Origin of the sequence: Paraglaciecola aquimarina, assembly GCF_032464635.1 — a bacterium.
In the GTDB taxonomy this organism is placed as follows: Bacteria; Pseudomonadota; Gammaproteobacteria; order Enterobacterales; family Alteromonadaceae; genus Paraglaciecola; species Paraglaciecola aquimarina.
In genome coordinates this window covers 3,902,026-3,921,543 of sequence record NZ_JAWDIO010000002.1, presented here as the reverse complement: position 1 = coordinate 3,921,543, position 19,518 = coordinate 3,902,026, and the positions used below count along the sequence as shown (strand labels likewise).

At 40.7% G+C, this 19,518-nt stretch carries 20 protein-coding genes, 1 tRNA gene and 3 pseudogenes; 12 read left to right on the top strand and 12 right to left on the bottom strand.

Annotated elements, in window-relative coordinates:
- Positions 1–170: 170 nt before the first annotated feature.
- The 8 genes from RS130_RS19380 to RS130_RS19345 all read right to left on the bottom strand — a co-directional run bounded on the left by RS130_RS19380 (position 171) and on the right by RS130_RS19345 (position 7,020).
- Positions 171–833, bottom strand: coding sequence for a hypothetical protein (locus tag RS130_RS19380; RefSeq protein WP_316027277.1), 663 nt, complete (start codon positions 831–833; stop codon positions 171–173).
- Positions 834–835: 2 nt separating this feature from the next.
- Positions 836–3,697 (bottom strand): site-specific integrase, encoded by a 2,862-nt coding sequence (locus tag RS130_RS19375; protein ID WP_316027276.1) that lies wholly within the window; start codon positions 3,695–3,697, stop codon positions 836–838.
- A gap of 236 nt (positions 3,698–3,933) precedes the next feature.
- Complete coding sequence (locus tag RS130_RS19370) at positions 3,934–4,194, bottom strand: hypothetical protein (protein ID WP_316027275.1); 261 nt, start codon at positions 4,192–4,194, stop codon at positions 3,934–3,936.
- On the bottom strand, positions 4,191–5,615 hold the full coding sequence (locus RS130_RS19365; RefSeq protein ID WP_316027274.1) for a tyrosine-type recombinase/integrase: 1,425 nt from the start codon (positions 5,613–5,615) through the stop codon (positions 4,191–4,193). Before RS130_RS19365 ends, RS130_RS19370 begins: the two co-directional genes overlap by 4 nt.
- A 190-nt stretch (positions 5,616–5,805) precedes the next feature.
- Positions 5,806–5,880, bottom strand: a tRNA-Arg gene (locus tag RS130_RS19360).
- Between the two features lie 147 nt (positions 5,881–6,027).
- Positions 6,028–6,165: a FlgT C-terminal domain-containing protein gene (locus RS130_RS19355; RefSeq protein WP_316028102.1), complete on the bottom strand. Its 138-nt coding sequence runs from the start codon at positions 6,163–6,165 to the stop codon at positions 6,028–6,030.
- A 19-nt stretch (positions 6,166–6,184) separates the two neighbouring features.
- Complete coding sequence (locus tag RS130_RS19350; RefSeq protein ID WP_316028101.1) at positions 6,185–6,667, bottom strand: flagella assembly protein FlgT middle domain-containing protein; 483 nt, start codon at positions 6,665–6,667, stop codon at positions 6,185–6,187.
- On the bottom strand, positions 6,622–7,020 hold the full coding sequence (locus tag RS130_RS19345) for a flagellar assembly protein T N-terminal domain-containing protein (RefSeq protein WP_316027273.1): 399 nt from the start codon (positions 7,018–7,020) through the stop codon (positions 6,622–6,624). Before RS130_RS19345 ends, RS130_RS19350 begins: the two co-directional genes overlap by 46 nt.
- Positions 7,021–7,453: 433 nt before the next feature.
- On the opposite strand from RS130_RS19345, the gene RS130_RS19340 reads away from it, so the two are divergent.
- Complete coding sequence (locus tag RS130_RS19340; protein WP_316027272.1) at positions 7,454–7,933, top strand: LPP20 family lipoprotein; 480 nt, start codon at positions 7,454–7,456, stop codon at positions 7,931–7,933.
- A 274-nt stretch (positions 7,934–8,207) separates the two neighbouring features.
- Here the strand turns inward: RS130_RS19340 and flgN are convergent, their stop codons facing one another.
- The 4 genes from flgN to RS130_RS19320 all read right to left on the bottom strand — a co-directional run bounded on the left by flgN (position 8,208) and on the right by RS130_RS19320 (position 9,849).
- Complete coding sequence (gene flgN / locus RS130_RS19335; RefSeq protein WP_316027271.1) at positions 8,208–8,636, bottom strand: flagellar export chaperone FlgN; 429 nt, start codon at positions 8,634–8,636, stop codon at positions 8,208–8,210.
- Between the two features lie 41 nt (positions 8,637–8,677).
- The gene (gene flgM, locus RS130_RS19330) at positions 8,678–9,013 is read right to left on the bottom strand and encodes a flagellar biosynthesis anti-sigma factor FlgM (protein WP_316027270.1); all 336 of its coding nucleotides are present in this window, start codon (positions 9,011–9,013) and stop codon (positions 8,678–8,680) included.
- Between the two features lie 124 nt (positions 9,014–9,137).
- Complete coding sequence (gene flgA, locus RS130_RS19325) at positions 9,138–9,464, bottom strand: flagellar basal body P-ring formation chaperone FlgA (protein WP_316027269.1); 327 nt, start codon at positions 9,462–9,464, stop codon at positions 9,138–9,140.
- On the bottom strand, positions 9,457–9,849 hold the full coding sequence (locus RS130_RS19320) for a hypothetical protein (protein WP_316027268.1): 393 nt from the start codon (positions 9,847–9,849) through the stop codon (positions 9,457–9,459). The genes flgA and RS130_RS19320 overlap by 8 nt, the downstream gene beginning before the upstream one ends.
- A 216-nt stretch (positions 9,850–10,065) precedes the next feature.
- Between RS130_RS19320 and RS130_RS19315 the strand changes: the two genes are divergently transcribed.
- The 11 genes and pseudogenes from RS130_RS19315 to flgJ all read left to right on the top strand — a co-directional run bounded on the left by RS130_RS19315 (position 10,066) and on the right by flgJ (position 19,515).
- Positions 10,066–10,989, top strand: a complete 924-nt coding sequence (locus tag RS130_RS19315; RefSeq protein WP_316027267.1) for a chemotaxis protein CheV — start codon at positions 10,066–10,068, stop codon at positions 10,987–10,989.
- 64 nt (positions 10,990–11,053) lie between these two features.
- Positions 11,054–11,905: a CheR family methyltransferase gene (locus RS130_RS19310; protein ID WP_316027266.1), complete on the top strand. Its 852-nt coding sequence runs from the start codon at positions 11,054–11,056 to the stop codon at positions 11,903–11,905.
- Positions 11,906–11,970: 65 nt separating this feature from the next.
- The gene (flgB, locus tag RS130_RS19305) at positions 11,971–12,372 is read left to right on the top strand and encodes a flagellar basal body rod protein FlgB (RefSeq protein ID WP_316027265.1); all 402 of its coding nucleotides are present in this window, start codon (positions 11,971–11,973) and stop codon (positions 12,370–12,372) included.
- Positions 12,372–12,788, top strand: coding sequence for a flagellar basal body rod protein FlgC (gene flgC / locus RS130_RS19300; RefSeq protein ID WP_316027264.1), 417 nt, complete (start codon positions 12,372–12,374; stop codon positions 12,786–12,788). The genes flgB and flgC overlap by 1 nt, the downstream gene beginning before the upstream one ends.
- 39 nt (positions 12,789–12,827) lie before the next feature.
- On the top strand, positions 12,828–13,535 hold the full coding sequence (locus RS130_RS19295; RefSeq protein ID WP_316027263.1) for a flagellar hook assembly protein FlgD: 708 nt from the start codon (positions 12,828–12,830) through the stop codon (positions 13,533–13,535).
- 14 nt (positions 13,536–13,549) lie between these two features.
- Complete coding sequence (gene flgE, locus RS130_RS19290) at positions 13,550–14,953, top strand: flagellar hook protein FlgE (RefSeq protein ID WP_316027262.1); 1,404 nt, start codon at positions 13,550–13,552, stop codon at positions 14,951–14,953.
- Positions 14,954–15,140: 187 nt separating this feature from the next.
- Positions 15,141–15,883: pseudogene (locus tag RS130_RS19285) on the top strand (flagellar basal body rod protein FlgF).
- Between the two features lie 38 nt (positions 15,884–15,921).
- A pseudogene (gene flgG, locus RS130_RS19280) lies at positions 15,922–16,712 on the top strand (flagellar basal-body rod protein FlgG).
- A 40-nt stretch (positions 16,713–16,752) separates the two neighbouring features.
- A pseudogene (gene flgH / locus RS130_RS19275) lies at positions 16,753–17,428 on the top strand (flagellar basal body L-ring protein FlgH).
- A 13-nt stretch (positions 17,429–17,441) separates the two neighbouring features.
- Positions 17,442–18,554 carry a flagellar basal body P-ring protein FlgI gene (locus RS130_RS19270; protein WP_316028100.1) on the top strand — a complete coding sequence of 371 codons (1,113 nt, stop codon included), beginning with the start codon at positions 17,442–17,444 and terminating at the stop codon, positions 18,552–18,554.
- Between the two features lie 7 nt (positions 18,555–18,561).
- Entirely contained in the window at positions 18,562–19,515 is a 954-nt protein-coding gene (gene flgJ, locus RS130_RS19265) for a flagellar assembly peptidoglycan hydrolase FlgJ (RefSeq protein ID WP_316027261.1), read from the top strand.
- Positions 19,516–19,518: the final 3 nt, after the last annotated feature.

Below are 19,518 nucleotides of genomic sequence, written 5' to 3'. Positions count from 1 at the left end.
TTAATGTTTGCAGATTTACTGAGGGCTGATTTATTTACTTTATTTCCCCTTCTCGTACAGGCAGTTGATAACCTGATTTTACAATTTCTTTGAGATGTTCTTTGAGCTTTACAGCAGTATCACTTTTCGCGAGTTGAGCTTCGAGCAAGACTGAAAGTTCCGATATCATGTTATTTGTCTAATTTTTTAAAATATTTTAGATAAGGCAGCAGATACTTACTTTCAACAATTTCAACTGAAATTCCACCTAAACCGTCGTCTGCAATAATTTTATTGGAACCATCGTTTCTTATACCGATACCGAACCCTTTTTTATCAACATAATCAAGGAGTAACTTTAGTGAATGTACTGTGTACTCAAAATCTTTTATAGCAGTGTTTTCGACTTGTGGCTTTGATTCAATCACAGCCTCGCTCTTCAACAGTTCGTGTCTATAATCTGCGCTGAGGTAATATTGAATTTTAGCTTTCGCCTCTTTTAAATCAATATTTATTCGATTTAACTGGCCACTCAAAACGGCGATTTCAGCGTCTCTTATTTTGATTGCCTCCGAGATTTGAGAGGGAAACGAGTATGTTGGATTGACGTTTTTTAAATTAGGATTCCTGCTATAAAATTCAGCCGTGATTAGCTTCATATATGCAGGATTCCTCTTAATTGTAGTGCGATGACAACCTATAAAATGAGCGCACATCGAAACTAAATTACCTAATTCAGAGAATGTCTGCCGTTTGGGAATTTCATCTAGGAACATTTTTAGCGCTTCAAGTTTTTGATTTACTTTTTTGGCTTGATAAACTTTGAAATGATTAGTACCTTTTTTTGCTCCCACCTTTAAATATCCTTTAGCTGTGGCAATAAATTGGACTTGCTAAGTTGTTCAATAGTCATATTATTTTTGCGCATGATAGCAGCGATATGCCCAGCTACGACATCAATGTGGTCAACTTCAACTGCGTCAACATTTAGGCTGCTATTGTGCATGCGCCTAGCAGCCATCTCAACTTTGTTTAAAAAATCTGCGGAAGTAAATTGCGGATATATCTTTGCATCAATTAAACGTGAGAGGAAACACTGAATGTCGCTATCTTTGTCAAAAGTAATTTTGAATGCTTGTTTCAGCATGTCAGGGTCGCGACAAATATAGTCTCCTTCTATTTTTTTATCCTTCATGTTTTCCTCAAGTATTCTTACCAAAAAAATACAGGCTGAAATTTCCAGATTATCGTTAATTAATTGCGAATTTAATTTCATTAAAGTGTCATCAGATACTTCTTTTTTTATTGCGTTTTTCAGTACTTTCCGAGTTTTATCAGTCTGATCGCTCAGTCCACGGGCTTTCGCTTTTAGGCCGGGTATATTGTCGATACCGAATAATGCAATTGGACAAATACTGCACCGGCGCTCTTCCTTTATCAATTCTAAAACTTCTTTTGGGCAAATTCCGCCGACAGGACAAATGCAATCATCGAAGACTGTCATATTTGTGCGTGTTTGGGATCTGCGAAAAATTTCAATGCCATCTTCTCCTTGGTAATCGCCCAGCTCAGGTATTGAAATAGAAATAAGATTTTGAGCTTTAATAGCATTATCTGCACCTGAGCTAATTGCATCTTGCATCGCCGAATTGCCTAAACTAGGTTTAATAGGGGAAGTGCCGTCAAGAATGTTGACCTGCTTCTTGAAGTCTTTAAGCGTTGTACCTTTTCTTACTGATTTATCTGCATTTTCTAGTCTTTCCAACCTATCCTCTATATATTCACCGTTCGCGTAGTGGTCGACCATTCCCTCATCTGACCAACCTTGCTGTTCCATCAATATGTGGGAGTCTAGGTATCCTCGTCGAAGGGTTGTAAAGGAGTTCCTCATTGAATGCGGAGTATGTACTGGCCTGTAAATTATTTCAGAGGCTTCTGTCTCATAACTATTGCCATTTGAATCGGTATAAGTTGTGACTATTCTCTTAGGATTTCTTGGTGCCTCTCTACGGCCTTTTTCACGCCGTGAATCAATATAAACAAAAGCATGGCAATCTTCTTTCCTACCATCTAAGCGGCAATATTTATTGTATTCTTGATTGAGGAATTGGAGAAACGATAACCATAACAAGTGGTAACTGCTGTCATTAAATGGCTTATTTGATGAGGGATTATTGAAGAGAGGAGTTATACCGTCAGGATATGATGTATCGTTTTCATTGCCTTCATAAGCTTGAGTTGAAGGACTAATAGGTATCTGTATCAGCTGAAAAGTTTTTTCCCTTATTAGTGTTTTAAACACATAGCTTGGAATTTGAACTTGTCGCATCGGATAAATCTTATCCACTGTCACGAAAAGGTTTGAGAAATAATTAGTAGTGCTAAAGTTATGTTTGTCAAAATGGTTGATATCTAACCATTGTGTACTCTGAACTCGGCTTCCGATATGCATAGCGGCGCGCAACATCCTGAATGTGCTATTAAAAGCAAATATACGCACCTCATCTTTGTCTTTCAGCTCAATTAAACTGAATAAACACGGAATCCTTTCTATAGGAATGATCGTTTCACCAATCTCTATTTCAAATTTCTCATCCCAGTCTGAAAGTATTATTTGTCCATTGTTTACTGTCAGAGAGTTCGATAATTTTTTACCATCCATCTCTCCACTAAGAATTGCTTGTTGAATTCGATAGTTAACTTCTTCAAATTCTTCGAAGGAGCTTAATACAAATGGTAAAACCTTTCTTGGAAAGGCCACTTTATCTGTCTTACGTCTGCTACCTGAACCTTCTTTGTCATATTCTCTGTTTATGGGGTTTTTAAACTCGGGAGTCACCAAAACTTCAAAGTGACTTTCTATATCAGAATGTTCTAAAATTATGTATTCGAAAAAATGACTGCAAGTATTTATAAAACCTGCCAGAGATTGTTTTCCTCTGCGTAATTTATAAAACTCTTTAACAGTTAGTGGAGGTACAAACTTGTTTTGTGCTACTTTTAACGGCTCATTTGACCAAAACGCCCAGCGTTTAAAGTCAGATATTGAGTAAGGAATAATTATTTCAGGGTGTGAATTTAATTCTTGATACCAAGGTAGGTATAGAAACAAATAGTCGAGCAAAATTATTAAGTTTCCGCGTTCTATGCGGTTCTTGCCTGAAGAATACCCTTGCGAACTTATTGAACTATCAAAGTACTTTATTGCAATAATCCATTCGCTGAATAAATCAGAAAAATTAATGTGCTCTCGACCAGGATATGTTTGTAGCTCTTGAGTCCAGCTCCACCATTTTGTCCGTTCGTCCTTTGTAGCAGCTTTAGTTCGACGCTTGTTAGCGAGTGCTTTGCAGTATTCTTCAATCTGGCCATTGGATGCGAGTTCCTTCAACTTGATTTTTAGTGGATTTCTGAGATCCTTGCCGCCATAGCGCTTTTGTTTTCCGTCTTTACCATAAGATTTAACATTAGCGTGGTATGCCACCAATTCTTCCAGGTTTAGTGCTTTGATATAACCACTTTTATCCATATGAAGACCAGTAACGAATGATCTAAATGCTTCGAGTTGTTGAGTGTTAAACTGGCAATCACTATTGTTAACTAACGCGATGGGTAATGCCAATAGATTCGTTTTTGTTTCGCCAGCTTTTAGCCCACTTCGAACGGCATCCCATATCTGTGATAAAGAGACATCTCCAGTCTTTGACCAGTTCGTCATCAATACTAGTGTCTTTGTAAGATAACTAAATTTATTGTTAGAGCACACATATCTCCACAACTCATTTCCAATTGCCTCCTGATGTCGGATTTTGAAAGCACGAATGGATGTTTTATTAAACTTCCAGCTTAACAACAAGTCTTTCTTACCCCAGAGCCATAGAAAAAAGATACCGCAGCCGGTTACAAAGCTTCTAAAATGCCGTTCTGAGAGAAATTGAATGTTAAGAAGGTTCTCTAGTTCCTTCTGGTTTTTATATCCACATACAAAAAACTATAAAGTTCTTGAAGCAATTCACTACTGAAGGTAACTTGCGCTATATAATATTGAAAAGCATTGCGACCTATTGCGTTGGGTTCAGTAATATTCGCGTAATCCCTAGGAACGAGTCCTTTGTACTTTTCTATTATTTCTAACAGGTTTTTCAACCTTTGTTCAAACAACGCGGGAAACAATTTCTCATTCGTTATTACCAGCCCTTCAGAAATATTTATCATTCGTTCTTTCCTGAACGCCCTGTAATTGAAAAATTTCTTACTATCGATTTATTTTCAGGAAATGAGAACTTGGCTTTAATACTTTCATCCAACTGCATTGCTTTATCCATATGCCATTTTGCTACCATGCTCGCAAGGCATACAGAATCATGACCACGAATTTCCCGATCCAATAATTCCATCTTCATTATGATCTTGTCTCGTTTAGTACGAGCGTATTTATATGTGGAAGATAGGTTTGCGTGACCCATCATGAGCATTATTTCGCCATCTGTAAGGCCTAATACGCCACGCTCAACATCGGGAAAATAGTTCTTTAAAAAAACGCCATAAAAATGGCGAAGTGAGTGCAGGGTATATTCATCCGTCATCCCGATGCGCTTTTGTGCAGCGCGAAAAGCGTCGTTAAGAGCATTGTTACTGGCTTCTGAAAGTGGTGAACCATAACCATTGCTATCTAGCTTTAGGAATACTAAACCAGTCTCTGATGTTGGTGGCAGTCGTCGCAATTCAAGCAATGCTTCAAAAAGTAAGTTTTTTAAAACAGGAAGTATATATACAATGGCAGTATTTCGACCTTTCCATGGCTGGCGCTGACTCGTTTCGTAATCTTCTGATCCTCTCAAATTATTAGGGTCTTCAACTCGAATTTGTTGATTTTTAAAGTCTATCAGGTCCCACTTGAGTGTTAATGCTTCACTTTGTCGCAACCCGCCCGCTGCTTGCACTAACCAAAAAGCTTTGTCGCGCATATTCGTAGCATTGGCAACCAACTCTTCAATGTGTTCAATCGGAAAATCCTTTATCTCTGAGGTGGAATTATTAATATGACTTCGGAGTCGTGCTGTTTTCTTAAAAGGTTTAATTCTTCTTAAATTTGCACCAAGCACTGAATTTTGTTTTATTCGTTGGATTTCATAGTGAGAAACATTGCGATTTCTCTTAAGAGCTAAGAACAACTCGGCGTTGTTGTCGATGTTCTCTTTCAAAACATCCGCTGCATAATCTCTGGTGTTTGATGCTAGATCTACGACATATTCTAAAAAAAAGTTGATTGCAGCTTGCGCTTCTGATGAAGAGGTCACCGGAGTTCTATTTAAAGAATCTGCAACTTTTTGAATATATAGATTCTTACTCTTTGCCCCACGAGAAAGTAATTCAGGGTAGTATCCAATTACTTTGTTTAGGGTATCTTCTGTCGGAGGTATATCAGTTAAGAAAACTCCACACTCTATAAGGTAGTCTATAAACCTAGCTACATGCCCTCTATATGCTGTTACGGTTGCTTGCGATTGATACCGGCTAATTAATTTATCTTGGAATGTAGTGAAAGCATCAATAGGCATAGAGGACCTTGAATCTCTATTATCGACCAAGCGTTTCTTGCCGTTAGGTAAAGATACCAAAGTACAATTTTTCATAAAACCTACCCAATTAAATACGCACTATTGTGCATATATAATCCTATTTAGGTTTATTGGCAAGTAAATATGCACAGTCTAGTGCAATTAAAATTGTTTGGATATGAAAATGATGGTGAAGATAATAACTTGATAAATGGATATGATAGAAATATTTAATTTACCCAAGTTATTGATAATTATCAATAATTGGCGTCCCCAGCTGGAATCGAACCAACATCTAAGCCTTAGGAGGGCCTTGTTTTATCCATTAAACTATGGGGACAATTATCTATTTTAAATACGCACACCCGTTTGCTTTAATTAAGAACCTAGATCTAAGCCTTAGGAGGGCCTTGTTTTATCCATTAAACTACGGGGACGGGGTTTGTTGCTTGAGCATTATGGCTTAGGCTGCAATTGATTGAAACCACTATCGCCTTGCTACGAAGTCGTTTGGTTGAATATTAGCCAATGGTACGCCTTTATCTGAAACAACCACAGATGTTTGTGCAAACACTTGGGTGACTCGGACTTTTTCTGGGTGTAGTTGGTAATGTTTCGTTGCTATGTTGTTGTCGTCATAAATATTATTTACTTGAAACAGAGTCAGTAAGTCGCCTTGGTTTTACGCCATTGCGTTTCCCGATATTAACGGTGAGCTGTTCGTTGCCGATGGCTAGTACTCTGCCGTAAGTGGGTAGGCAACTTATGGTGTCGTCAATTTTTTGATTGATGTTTTTAATCAGTTCATGAGCTGCAAGGCCGAAGTTTGATTGCCATAGGGCTGGGCTGTCTGAGTTTACTGTGCCGTGCAGGTCAAATTGCCAAGGCGCTTGAGCGGTGAGCCTGTCTTGCAGCAGCAATTCACCAGATGTGCCGTCATACAAACTTAATGACAATGATAAGTGTCGACTCACTTCATCATCTTTCCAAAACGATAACTTGGCATGTGAAGTGGTTTCTATACCAAAGTCTAGTATTTCGCCAAATAAGACGTATTGCGTGCCGGTTTTTGCCGCAAGTTTTAGCGCATTTGATAAGTTCTTATTGGTGTCAGGAGGAGATAATATTGTTCGACGTTACTAATAGTCGAATACTTAGAGTATTGATGAGACGCTTGCTGGAGTCTATCTGCCATCACTTTACCAAAGTCATACATGTTACCTACGGCAGCTTGTTGCCGCTTACTAATTTTGTACCAAGTGGTGACTATACTTTTTTTATAATCAGAGGCGCTGCAGCTGTTCTCTTGCGGAAAAATATCGGCCCTTACTGACACGGTAATGATATCGCCGTGGTAGGTTTCACTGATTAGTTCTACGTTGTTAACTTCGCCAGATGTGGTGACTTCCAGTCTATCTTCTGAAATAAGACCGTTTGCCATAGCTTGGACACTTTTGACCGATGCGCCTGCGAAAAGCAACGCTTGTTTGATAGCTTCTTGCGTGGCTTGCTGGCGGGCAAGATCTTTTTGCCATTGTGGATCACTGCTTGTCCAGATGCTTCAAACCATACGCTGAATGCGGGGCTGGTTGTGACAAGAAGTGCACATGCGAATAATAGTTTACTGAGTTTTACTCGAATCATTTTATGGCCTTTACAATACTTCTGAGGTTTACCGACAATATTCTGGCATGCTGTACCTCATTCATGCTTTAACTTTCATGTTCTAACATTAATCTTTGGATTAACGAAGCACGAATCGTACCCAAGTTACATGGTTTAAGGCGCTAATTTACATTTTGCTCATCTTTTTGCGCAGCATTATGTTTTGGTGTGGTTGTTGCATTAAACTTATTGTGTTGATCACCGGGTTATCACGGCAATTTAACGGCAATATATAGAGTGTAAAAAAGATGAATATAGATGTGTTAAGTAAATGGGCTAGCGTGTTGATCACCGTATCGGCGATTTTAGTATCGGGCTGTACAAGTATGTTCAGCAAGCATGTTGAGTGGGAAACCATTGAGCCCGAAACGTTCCCAGTCATTTCGGCTGTAGGCTATGCGCCTATTTCGATTCAAAATGGTGATAGCGAATCGAGTAAAATGCTGATGGCACTGAAAGCTTCTAAGTTGGATGCCTATCGAGAATTAGCCGAGCAAGTATATGGGCAAAAGGTGGACGGTGAGCAGTCTTTATCTAGTTTGGTGATTAACAACACTCAGCTTGAAACCTCGGTGCGAGGCGTGATCCGTGGTGCTCGCGTGGTAAAAAGTTATCCAGTAGGAGATGATACTTACGCTACGGAGTTAGAGCTAGATTTAAAGCTAGTAAATGATATTTATTTGTCTACCGCAAGGCCGAAAAAAGTCAAAAAGGTACATTACTATTAAACGCTAAAGCTGGTTTCGAAGCACAGCAAGCATTTTTCACGGGGCGTGCTTTAGCTTGATTACCTAACCTGAGTTCTGGATAAAGAGTATCGTTTACGCTAGACAATCCAACATCGCTAGACACAAAAAGAGCGTTATCCAGAGGTTCGGTTTATCCAGGATCCAGGTGACTTAGGCTTATGGATTTCTTAGTCGTTAATTCTGTTGATTTTTTGAACCGGCTGTTTAATTCAAGCCGCAATAAATTATCGCTAAAAGTTACGCGTCTAACTCTTTAGGCGCTTATCCCGCCGCCGCTTGAGCCTCCTCTTGTACGGCCACTTTTATCATAAGTCATTGATTCTTTTGCTCTAGATTCTAGCAGTAAATTACGCAGGTGCTCTAAACGAAGCTGCCCTTGCTCGACCGCAGTTTGATTTATTTGCGTGCGAAACTTACATTGGGATAGCATTTCTTTTGCTTGCGCAAATAAAGCAGTGAGTTCGGGTTCTGTCTTTTCTTGTTCGGGAGTGTTTTGGTATAACTTTAGAATGATATTGTCTTGGGCTTGAATTGACTCAAGGACCGATTCTTTGTTCTTTAAAAGATTAATTAAAGATTCTGCGTCTCTCGTGCTAATTAAATGAAGCTCAGTTTCTAGTACTTGTTGTAGCTCAAGTAGAAATTTGTATTGATCTTTTATTGCTTTTTTTAATTCAGACATAAGGGATACCAAAGATTACGATAACCCTTATTATGCTGTGTTTATCCGTTTGTACCAAATATTTCTGATTCTAAGGCGGTAATTCTTTTTGCTACAGATTCAGCATTGATTTGATACTCACCACTTTGGATTGCTTTTTTTAACCGTTCAACTTTATCTTGATTAACTGGCGCTTCAGTACCTTTCTTTTGTACTTGAGTTAATTGTTGAGCTGAAGACGTTAAAGATACAGAGTCTTGACGAACTGGCGACGTCGCCGCTTTTTGCGAACCAGCTTGTTGCGCACTGTCACTTACCGCTTGCTGTTGTTGGCTAAGCTTTTGATTATCAATAGTAGTTTTAACACTACCATTATTATTTATATTGTTAATAGACATAACGAATACCCATTACCTAATTATCCTCAATAAGGTTATCGACCAAACCTACTTAAACTTTAATATTTAATTCAATTTATTGTATTAAATAGGGCGATACCTGATTAGCGTTTGTTTTTGCTCGCTAAATATTTATTTCAACATGTCCAGCACTCGCGACAATTGCTTTAATTCGCTTGTTAGAACGGCTGTTTCTAACGGCGATTGTATCACCCATACTACCATCTTCTAAAGCGATACCGTCAGTTTTTACCTGCATAATTGCCGTATTCGCCGAAATAGTAACGCTGTCTCCTTTACACACGTAACACAAGTTAGATGGGTCTACTGGTCTACCTGCTGTCACTCTACGTTTCATTCGTGCACCCAGTACTTCTTCTATATCGGCAAAAGTGGTACCTCTTAAACGTTTTTTGTCCATATTAACAATATGCACATTATTTTCAGTCAATAAGGTCGCCTGGACTGACTGCGTTGGTTAACACTACAACCGGTTGGATCTCAATGGCTTTTACGATGACAAACATATACCAGTTGTTAGTTTGGCACTCTGCTTTGACCGCAATGTTTGATTGGCCTAAGGATTCTTCTTTTACGCTAAACTCAAATTCTGATCCGCATCTCGGGATAACAATCCGATCATCAATGGGCATTACTTCTACCGTAGTTTCATGCATTTGACCGTTGTTTAACTTGTCAGACATAAAAGTCTTGGTTGCAGCAATCAAGTTCTCTTTACTGCTTTTATCTGCAGGCTCAGCAGCATATGCGCCATTAAAAATGAAAATATTTAAGGTTAGCGTAGCTATCAGTCGATAATAATATAATTTTTTCATGTTCACTTGTTGCTAACTTGTCTATGCTAGAGGGAAAATCACTAAATCTATGCATTTAATATAGCGTCAATTTTTAGGCGCTTACTAAATGTAAGTCATAGACACCTGAAAAATGGTCGCTATGTCATGAACTTAGTGGTTGTTGTTTACAGACTAAGCAAAACCTACGCCGCTTTTAATACGAATTTTACAAAAGTTTTTTTACTGGAGTTATACATGTCTGAAATTATGAATTCTGTTAACCAAAGAACCCAATTGGTTGGTGAAAATAGATTGGAATTATTGCTCTTTAAGCTGAATTCAAGACAACGGTTTGGCATTAACGTCTTTAAAGTACGAGAAGTCTTACAATGCCCACCATTAACTTCTATGCCTAAACTCAATGATTTCGTTCGTGGTATTGCCCATATACGTGGCCAGACTATTTCTGTGATTGATATGAGTTTAGCGACTGGCGGCAAACGTATTGAAGATCTGAAGACATCTTTTGTCATTATCGCCGAGTACAATGGTTCGGTGCAGGGATTTTTAGTGGGTTCAGTCGAACGCATTATTAATACCAATTGGCAATCAATCATGCCTCCGCCTAAAGGCAGTGGCAAAGCAAGTTATTTAACAGCGGTTACTGAAATTGAAGATGAATTAATTGAAATTTTAGATGTTGAAAAAATTCTCAATGAAATTTCGCCGGTTAATACCGATTTGAGTGACGAATTGGCAGGCAATTTACGCGTGGATAATAAAGAAGAGAAAATAATCTTTATTGCCGATGATTCGTCGGTTGCTCGTAACCAAGTGAAAAAAGCCCTGTCGGCATTAGGCTTGAATATTGAATTAGCCAAAAATGGTTTAGAAGCACTCCAGCGTTTAAAAGAAATTGCTGCAGAAACAGGTAAAGTGACCGATAAAGTAGGGGTGTTAATTTCAGATATTGAAATGCCTGAAATGGATGGTTATACCTTGACCGCTGAAATTAGAAATACGCCAGAGTTAAAAGATCTGCATGTTATTTTACATACTTCGTTAAGTGGCGTGTTTAATCAAGCGATGGTGGAAAAAGTTGGGGCCGATGATTTTATTGCTAAATTTCACCCTGACGAGTTAGCCACTTCTGTACAAAAATGGTTTGGTAATGACTAAGTCTAATGAATAGGATTGAGTCAACTTTTTGTAATACACATCTAAATGACAAGTAGGAAATGTGGTGCCATTAGATGAATTAGATTTATATCGATACCAACGGTTCTGTCAATTCTTAGAGCAGGCATGCGGCATTGTACTTGGCGAAAATAAACAATACTTAGTGCGCAGTCGGCTTGGGCCTTTATTAAAAACGGCGAATGTTGCTTCTGTTAATGAGTATATTGACTTGATCATGGCGGGCAACCCGAAAACTAAAAGCGATGCAATTGAAGCCATGACCACGAATGAAACCTTATGGTTTCGTGACCGTTATCCATTTGCGCTGTTAGAAGATGTTATCTTCCCTCAGTTTTCTCGTAAAAACGCAAGCATCAGAGTGTGGAGTGCTGCTTGTGCGTCAGGGCAAGAAGCCTATTCTATTGGTATGACTTGGTTAGAGCATAAAGCTAAGGCTAGTTTGAGCCGCCAGCCAAATGTTGAAATTGTCGAGACCGACATTTCCACAGATATGTTAGAGCAATGCAAAAAAGGTGAGTACGATAAACTAGCAATTGCGAGAGGCTTACCATTACAGTCTCAACAGCGGTACTTCACAGCCTCAGATAATGACAAGTTAACGGTCAAACCAGAGTTACGCAGTCTTATCAAATTTAACAGCATAAATTTACTTGATAGCTATGGGTCTTTAGGAAAATTTGAGATTGTATTTTGCCGCAATGTTTTAATTTACTTCTCTAAAAATGTTAAAAAACAAATACTGCAAAAGATTGCCGCTTGCCTGCAAGATGATGGCATTTTATTCTTAGGGGCATCCGAATCTATCGCCGATTTGTCTGATCAGTTTATAATGATCCGCAGTAATATTGGCCTGTACTACCAAAAAAGCCGCAGTAAGCCTACTAATTCTCATTAAATTCAGACTTTTTCAATCCTTGGCATAGCCCTTGCTTTTTCTTTGTTCATAACGAGGAGAAACGAATGGCAATCAGCTTAGATAAATTGATGGGATTCCATCACAAAGCATTACAAGTTCGCACCGATCGAATGGAAATAATCGCTGGTAACTTAGCTAATGCTGATACCCCCGGCTATAAAGCACGAGATCTTGATTTTCAAAAAGTCATGAAAAGCGCTCAATATTCTAGTGGTCACAATTTAACTCGTACGCACGAAAACCATATTAAAGGCAATATGCAAAGCAGTGGTGAATTGCAGTATCGCATTCCCCATCAACCCGATACCGGAGACGGTAATACGGTGGATGTACAAGTTGAACGAAATACTTTTCTAGACAATGGACTACGTTACCAAGCCGGCATGGAGTTTTTAAATGGCAAAATTAAAGGCATGAAAAAAGCAATTCAAGGAGGCCAAGGCTAATGAGTTTATTTAATGTAATGGATATTGCTAGTACCGGTATGAGTGCGCAAAGCGTACGCTTGAACACCACTGCTAGTAATGTCGCCAACGCAAACAGTGTTAGTAGTAGTTATGGTGAAACCTATAAGGCTCGTCATCCCGTTTTTGCGGCGGAACTAAATAAAGCATCGCAAGATGCAGGCGCTCGAGTCAATGTACTTGGTGTGGTCGAAAGCAACAAACCCTTGCAGATCGAATACAGTCCAGGCCATCCGATGGCTGACGAAAATGGTTATATATATAAGCCTAATGTCAACATTGTAGAAGAAATGGCGGACATGATGTCGGCATCAAAAGCCTATGAAACAAACGTTCAAGTAGCTGATACAACTAAACGTATATTTAGAAATGTATTGAGACTCGGACAAGGTCAATAAATGCATGGCGCTTAGCATGAATCAGTTTGAGGAAATATTGTGGATACAGTAAGTAGTGGCTTAAATAGTAATCTTCGCTGGGAAAGAGATCCCGATGGGACAATCACCGATGAAGAGCGAGCTAATAGTACAGTTGATAATGGCAAGCTTACGCAAGAAGATTTCTTTTCTTTGTTGACCGAGCAATTGGCCAATCAAGATCCTACAAAACCAGTTGATAATGATCAAATGGTGGCACAAATGACAAGTTTTACAATGGCTGAAGGGATTGAAAACCTGAACACCAAGTTTGCGGACTTTGCTACGTCAATGACCTCAAATCAAGCGTTACAGGCTTCTAGTTTAATTGGTCAGCAGGTGCTGCTACAGGGTGATGTGGGTTATGTAGGGGCGGCCGGGCAAAATATTTCAGGTGTGGTGATTAATGAACAGACTACGCAAAATCTAGAAATTACCATTGAAACGGAAGCGGGCGAAATAGTTAGAACATTTAGTGCCGGCACGCAAGCTGCGGGCAATATCGAGTTTAATTGGGACGGTACAGACGGTAAGGGCAATCAAATGCCTAGTGGCAATTATGTTGTTAAAGCGCAAGGTCAAGTTGCGGATGAAACTCAGCAAATACCCACTGCAATCAATCGTCATGTGGACAGTGTCAGTTTGGCGGCAAGTAGCCAAGGTATAATTCTTAATTTGGATGGTGACGTCAGTGTCAAACTTGACGATGTTATTCAAATCGGTGGTTAACAGGAGAAATAAGTATGTCTTTTAATATAGCATTAAGTGGCGTGTCAGCAGCGCAAAAAGACCTAGATACAACAGCAAACAATATTGCCAACGTCAATACTGTAGGTTTTAAAGAATCTAGAGCTGAGTTTGGTGACGTGTATGCATCATCACTATTGGCCAGCGGAAAAACAAAAGTCGGTGACGGGGTAACGACCCAAGAAGTGGCACAGCAGTTTACACAAGGTAGCCTGCAGTTTACTAATAACTCACTAGATTTGGCGATTACCGGCAATGGTTTTTTTGGCACGGTGCCAGAACTAGATTCTCGTGATTATTCATTTACCCGTGCGGGACAGTTTAAGTTAAATTCGGAAAATTTTGTGGTGAATTCTAATGGTGATCACTTACTAGGTTTCCCGGTGAATGCTGATGGTAGCTCTTCTTCTGTAGCCTTAAGCACCACAGAACCCGTGCGTATTCCTGATTCTTCAGGATCGCCCACGCCAACCTCTGAAGTGAGTTTAAAGATGAACTTACCGGCTGGTGCCAATGCTAAAGATATCGACTTATTCAATCCTGATGATCCATTAACTTATAATGCCGCGACTTCAGTAACGGTGTATGACACCTTAGGCGATAGCCATGTCATGACGTATTACTACATTAAAGACGCTGATGCAGCAGCTGCCGTTCCACAGCGTAACGAATGGGTAGGTATTACCTATATCGATGACGAACCACTCAATACCGAGGGGGATACTATTGGCTCAATCCCAACAACCGGCGATAATGTGGTTGGTGAAACATCATTAGGAGCCGGTAATGGCATTGCGGGATTTCGCATGACGTTTAGCTCGGGTGGTGATTTCGAATCTATTCAAAACGCTGATGGTACCAGTGTTGCAACGGGCGATATTGTCTCTGAAGGTTTAGGCTCTACGATTTTGGCTAACGGTTCAGATCCATCACAAACGATCACCACTAATTTTAATTTAGATGTGGCAAATGCCACAGCCAATGAACCTACACAATTTGCATCAGCCTTCGAAGTGACCTCGCTTGAGCAAGATGGTCTAGCCGTAGGACGACTAACTGGTATAGAAATTGGCGCTGACGGTTTAGTACGAGCCACTTATTCTAACGGTACCTCTGAACCTATTATTCGTGTTGCATTGATACGTTTTGCTAATGATCAAGGTCTAAACCAACAAAGTAACACCCAGTGGCAAGAGAGTATTTTGTCTGGTGAAGCCTTAGCTGGTGAAGCGACAACAGGTACTTTTGGTGACATTAATTCCTCAGCGTTAGAACAAGCGAATGTGAATTTGACCACTGAATTGATTGACATGATTATTGCTCAGCGAAATTTCCAAGCTAACTCACGAGCGCTAGAAATCAATAATCAATTGAATCAAACGGTATTGAATATTCGTTAATAGCGTATTACCTACTATTAAAGGCTGCATGGTTGCAGCCTTTTTTGTTTTGTATATGCAAGGCCACCATCGGCTTGCAGGATCGAGCTTTAAGCTCTTAACAATTCTCTCGCAATCGGCGAATTTTCTTCATGGCACCTTAATTGCATTTGATCTAGTTACGTATCAATAATGTCAAGAATCAGTCATGGATAAAATGCTTTACATTGCCGCTAGTGGTGCCAAACAAGACTTACTTGGTACCGCTGTTCGGGCTAACAATCTAGCGAATACCCAAACCAACGGTTTTAAGGCGATGTTAGAACAATCTCGCGCTATGCCGACATACGGCGAAGGGTTGCCGACCCGAGTCTTTTCTATGACTGAAAGTCCCACCACGAACTATGCGAGTGGCTCGATGATCAAAACTGATCGAGACCTTGATATGGCAATACAAGGTAGTGGTTGGTTTGCCGTGCAAGATGCTAATGGCAACGAAGCATACAGCCGTAACGGTAGTCTAGAAATAGGCGCAAACGGCGAATTAAAAGATTCATATGGCAACAATATTATGGGTGACGCAGGGCCCGTTTTTCTGCCTATCCCTCTTGCTGGTATTGATATTGCGGCAGACGGCACAGTCTCGGTTCGCCCTCAAGGCGCACCAGAAAACGTGCTGGAAGAAATTGGCCGCTTAAAGTTAGTGGATCCGAACGTTCAGAATATGCAGCGGGGGAAGATGGCTTATATCGATTAAAAAGTGGTGAGTTGGCCGACGCAGATCCAACCGTGAGTATTCACTCTGGCATGCTGGAAGGCAGTAATGTTAACCCTGTTGAAGAAATGGTCAGCATGATTAGTTTGCAGAGACACTACGAAATGCAAGTTAAATTGATGAAAAAAGCCGAGTCGATTGATACCCGAGGGAATCAATTGCTCAGAATTATTTAGTACTACATAAATAGCATTTATACATTTAGGAGGCACCTATGCATCCCGCACTATGGATAAGTAAAACAGGTTTAGACGCTGCACAAACTGATGTTGCGGTCATTTCGAACAATTTGGCGAATGCCAGTACGGTAGGGTTTAAAAAGGATCGCGCGATATTTGAAGATCTACTCTATCAAAATATTAATCAGCCAGGTGGCCGTTCATCGGCCGACACTGAACTGCCTTCAGGTTTAATGCTTGGAGCCGGCAGTAAAGTGGTTGCTACGCAAAAGGCGCATACCCAAGGCAATATGCTTACCACGGAAAACTCCTTGGATATGCTGGTTCAAGGACGAGGCTTTTTTGAAGTTTTGCAGCCGGATGGCAGCATTGCTTATACCAGAAATGGCCAGTTTACCTTAAATGATCAAGGGCAAATTGTGACAGCCTGGTGCCGGCTTTTTGTTGCAACCAGAGATTACTGTACCGGAAGATGCCCAGCAGATAACCGTCTCGCAAGATGGTGAGGTGTCGGCGTCAATTCGTGGGCAAGCTGATCCGGCCGTGTTAGGGCAGATTACTATCTCTGACTTTGTAAACCCAGCAGGTTTACAACCTAACGGGCAGAATTTGTATGTTGAAACAGCGGTAAGTGGTGCGCCTATTCAAGGTGTCACAAGGCTTACAAGGATTGGGCAGTATAGTGCAAGGTGCGCTAGAAACATCGAATGTTAATGTAACAGAAGAATTAGTTAATTTGATTGAAAGCCAACGTTTGTATGAGATGAATTCAAAAGTCATTTCCTCTGTCGACCAAATGTTAGGACAGGTTATTCAACAACTATAGCGAGTATATGATCGTGGTATATCCATCTTTATTTTTAAAAATGTGCGTACTGAGTTTTAGTATCTGTGTATTAACGGCTTGTCAGTCTACAGTGGAGAAAACACCGCTGCCGAATGACCCTTTTTACGCGCCTATTTTGCCGGAGATCGCCGCAACAGAAAATTATTGAAGATGGCTCTATATTTCAAGCCGATATGGCGAATAGTATTTATTCAGATGTAAAAGCTCGACGGGTCGGCGATATCATTACGGTTACGTTGCAAGAAAGTACACAAGCCACTAAATCTGCCGGCACCAGTAATTCTAAAGAGTCAGGAGTGGATTTGAGCCCAATTATTGGTTTGGGTGGCAATGCGTTGAATATTGGCAATCAGTCTATTCAACTAGGCATTGATTCATCAAAAGACTTCAGCGGCGATTCATCGGCTAATCAAAGTAACAATTTATTCGGCAGTATTTCAGTAACAGTCGTACAAGTGCTACCCAATCAAAACTTATTGGTTCGTGGTGAAAAATGGCTCACGTTAAATAACGGCGATGAATATATCCGTTTAACGGGAGTCGTTCGCCCAGCAGACGTTAGTCCAACCAATGAAATCACCTCTACTAAAATTGCCAATGCTCGCATTCAATACAGTGGCACCGGTGATTTTGCATCTGCTCAAAAAGAAGGGTGGTTAAGCAGCTTCTTTTCTTCCGAATATTGGCCTTTGTAGTGAGGAACTTATGATGAAATTAACGATCTATTTGATGCTGCTGTGTAGTGTACTGGTCAGCCCTTTGTCTGCCGCCCAACGGATTAAAGATTTAGCCTCGGTGCAAGGCGTACGAAGTAACCAATTGGTAGGGTATGGATTAGTCGTTGGTTTGCCGGGGACAGGCGAACAAAGTCCTTTTACGGAACAAAGTTTCCGCACCATGCTTTCTAACTTTGGTATTAGCTTAGATAGTAGTGTCAAACCTAAGATCAAAAACGTTGCCGCGGTTGCGGTACACGCCGAATTACCTCCTTTTATTAAACCTGGTCAAACTATCGATGTGACAGTGTCTTCAATTGGCGAGGCCGCTAGTTTACAAGGTGGCACGTTAGTACAAACCTTTCTGAAAGGATTAGACGGCAACGTTTACGCTGTGGCACAAGGCAGCTTAGTGGTCAGCGGATTCGGTGCAGAAGGGGGCGACGGGTCAAAAATTGTTGTGAATACCCCCACAGTAGGACGTATTGCCAATGGTGCATTGGTGGAGCGTGCGGTCACAAGTGGTTTTATGCAAAACGATTATTTGACCCTGAACTTAAAATACCCTGATTTTTCCACCGCAAAAATTTTGGCCGACACCATTAACCGCCGTTTAGGAGCCGATCCAGATAAAGGCTATGTAATAGCCACGCCCATCGATGCTGCATCAGTAAGGGTTACCGCGCCAAGAGAAGTGGGGCAGCGAGTGGGTTTTCTAGCCACACTAGAAAATTTCGAATTTGTGCCCGCTCGAGCGGCGGCTCGTGTTGTTATTAATAGTCGTACTGGCACCATAGTTATTGGTCAAGATGTGAGGCTATTACCTGCCGCCATTACCCATGGTGGACTTACGGTGACTATTGCTGAAAATCAACAAGTGGCTCAACCTAATGCTTTAGCTGAAGGAGAGACTGTTGTCACGACGCAATCTATTGTTGATGTGAATTTAGATGATTCCCGTTTGTTTAAGTTTGACCCAGGCGTGACCTTAGATGAGCTGGTTCGGGCGGTTAATCAAGTGGGCGCTGCCCCGGGTGACTTAATGGCAATTTTAGAAGCGTTGCGTGAAGCGGGTGCTTTGCAAGGCGATTTAGTGGTTATCTAACATCATTATGGAAAACTCAATCAATAGCCAAAATCAGCTTGAATTGTCTAGAAATGCCAATGATATCAAAGGTCTGGATATTTTGCGTCAAGCCGCCAAAAGTGGTGACAAAGACGCGCTAGAAGAAGCGGCTAAGCAGTTCGAAGGTATTTTTGTGCAGATGATGCTGAAGTCTATGCGTAAGGCACAAGACGTCATGGAAGATAAAGACAGCCCTTTTAATTCAGAGCAAGTGAAGTTTTATCGTGATATGCATGATAAACAGCTGGCCGACGATTTGTCTCATAATGGCAGTATTGGATTAGCGGATATCATCGTTCGTCAACTTGGTCAATTAGGCGATGGCTATATGCCGGCTGGCGTGATGCGCAATGATGGTGATTTGTCGAGCTTGAATCGCCAAGCTGTTAAAAGCACTCAGGCGGCACAAGAAAATGTTCTATCAGAGCAAGAAGCCACGTCTTTGTCAGCTTTTAAATCCGCAGCATTTACCGACCAGCAAGCTTTCGTCGAACAACTTTATCCAGCGGCACAACAAGCTGCCGAAAAGTTGGGGCTTGACCCTAAAGCGATGTTGGCACAAGCGGCGGTTGAGACAGGTTGGGGGCAGTACATGATCCACACAACCGATGGTGAAAATTCGCATAACTTATTTGGCATTAAAGCCGATCGAAGTTGGCAAGGCGATCGCGCCGTAGTCGACACCTTAGAAGTTGAAAAGGGCGTAGCGAAAACACAAAAGGCACCTTTTAGGGCGTATCAAAGCTTTGATGACTCTATGCATGATTATGTCAATTTTGTGCAACAAAACCCTCGTTATCAACAAGCAATAAAACAAAGTCACCAGTCTCAAGAATATTTTGAAGAGTTGCAAAAAGCGGGCTATGCCACCGATCCTGATTATGCAAAAAAAGTGATGTCTGTGCTTGAAAGTGAGCGTTTTCAAAGGTTGTTGCCATGAATA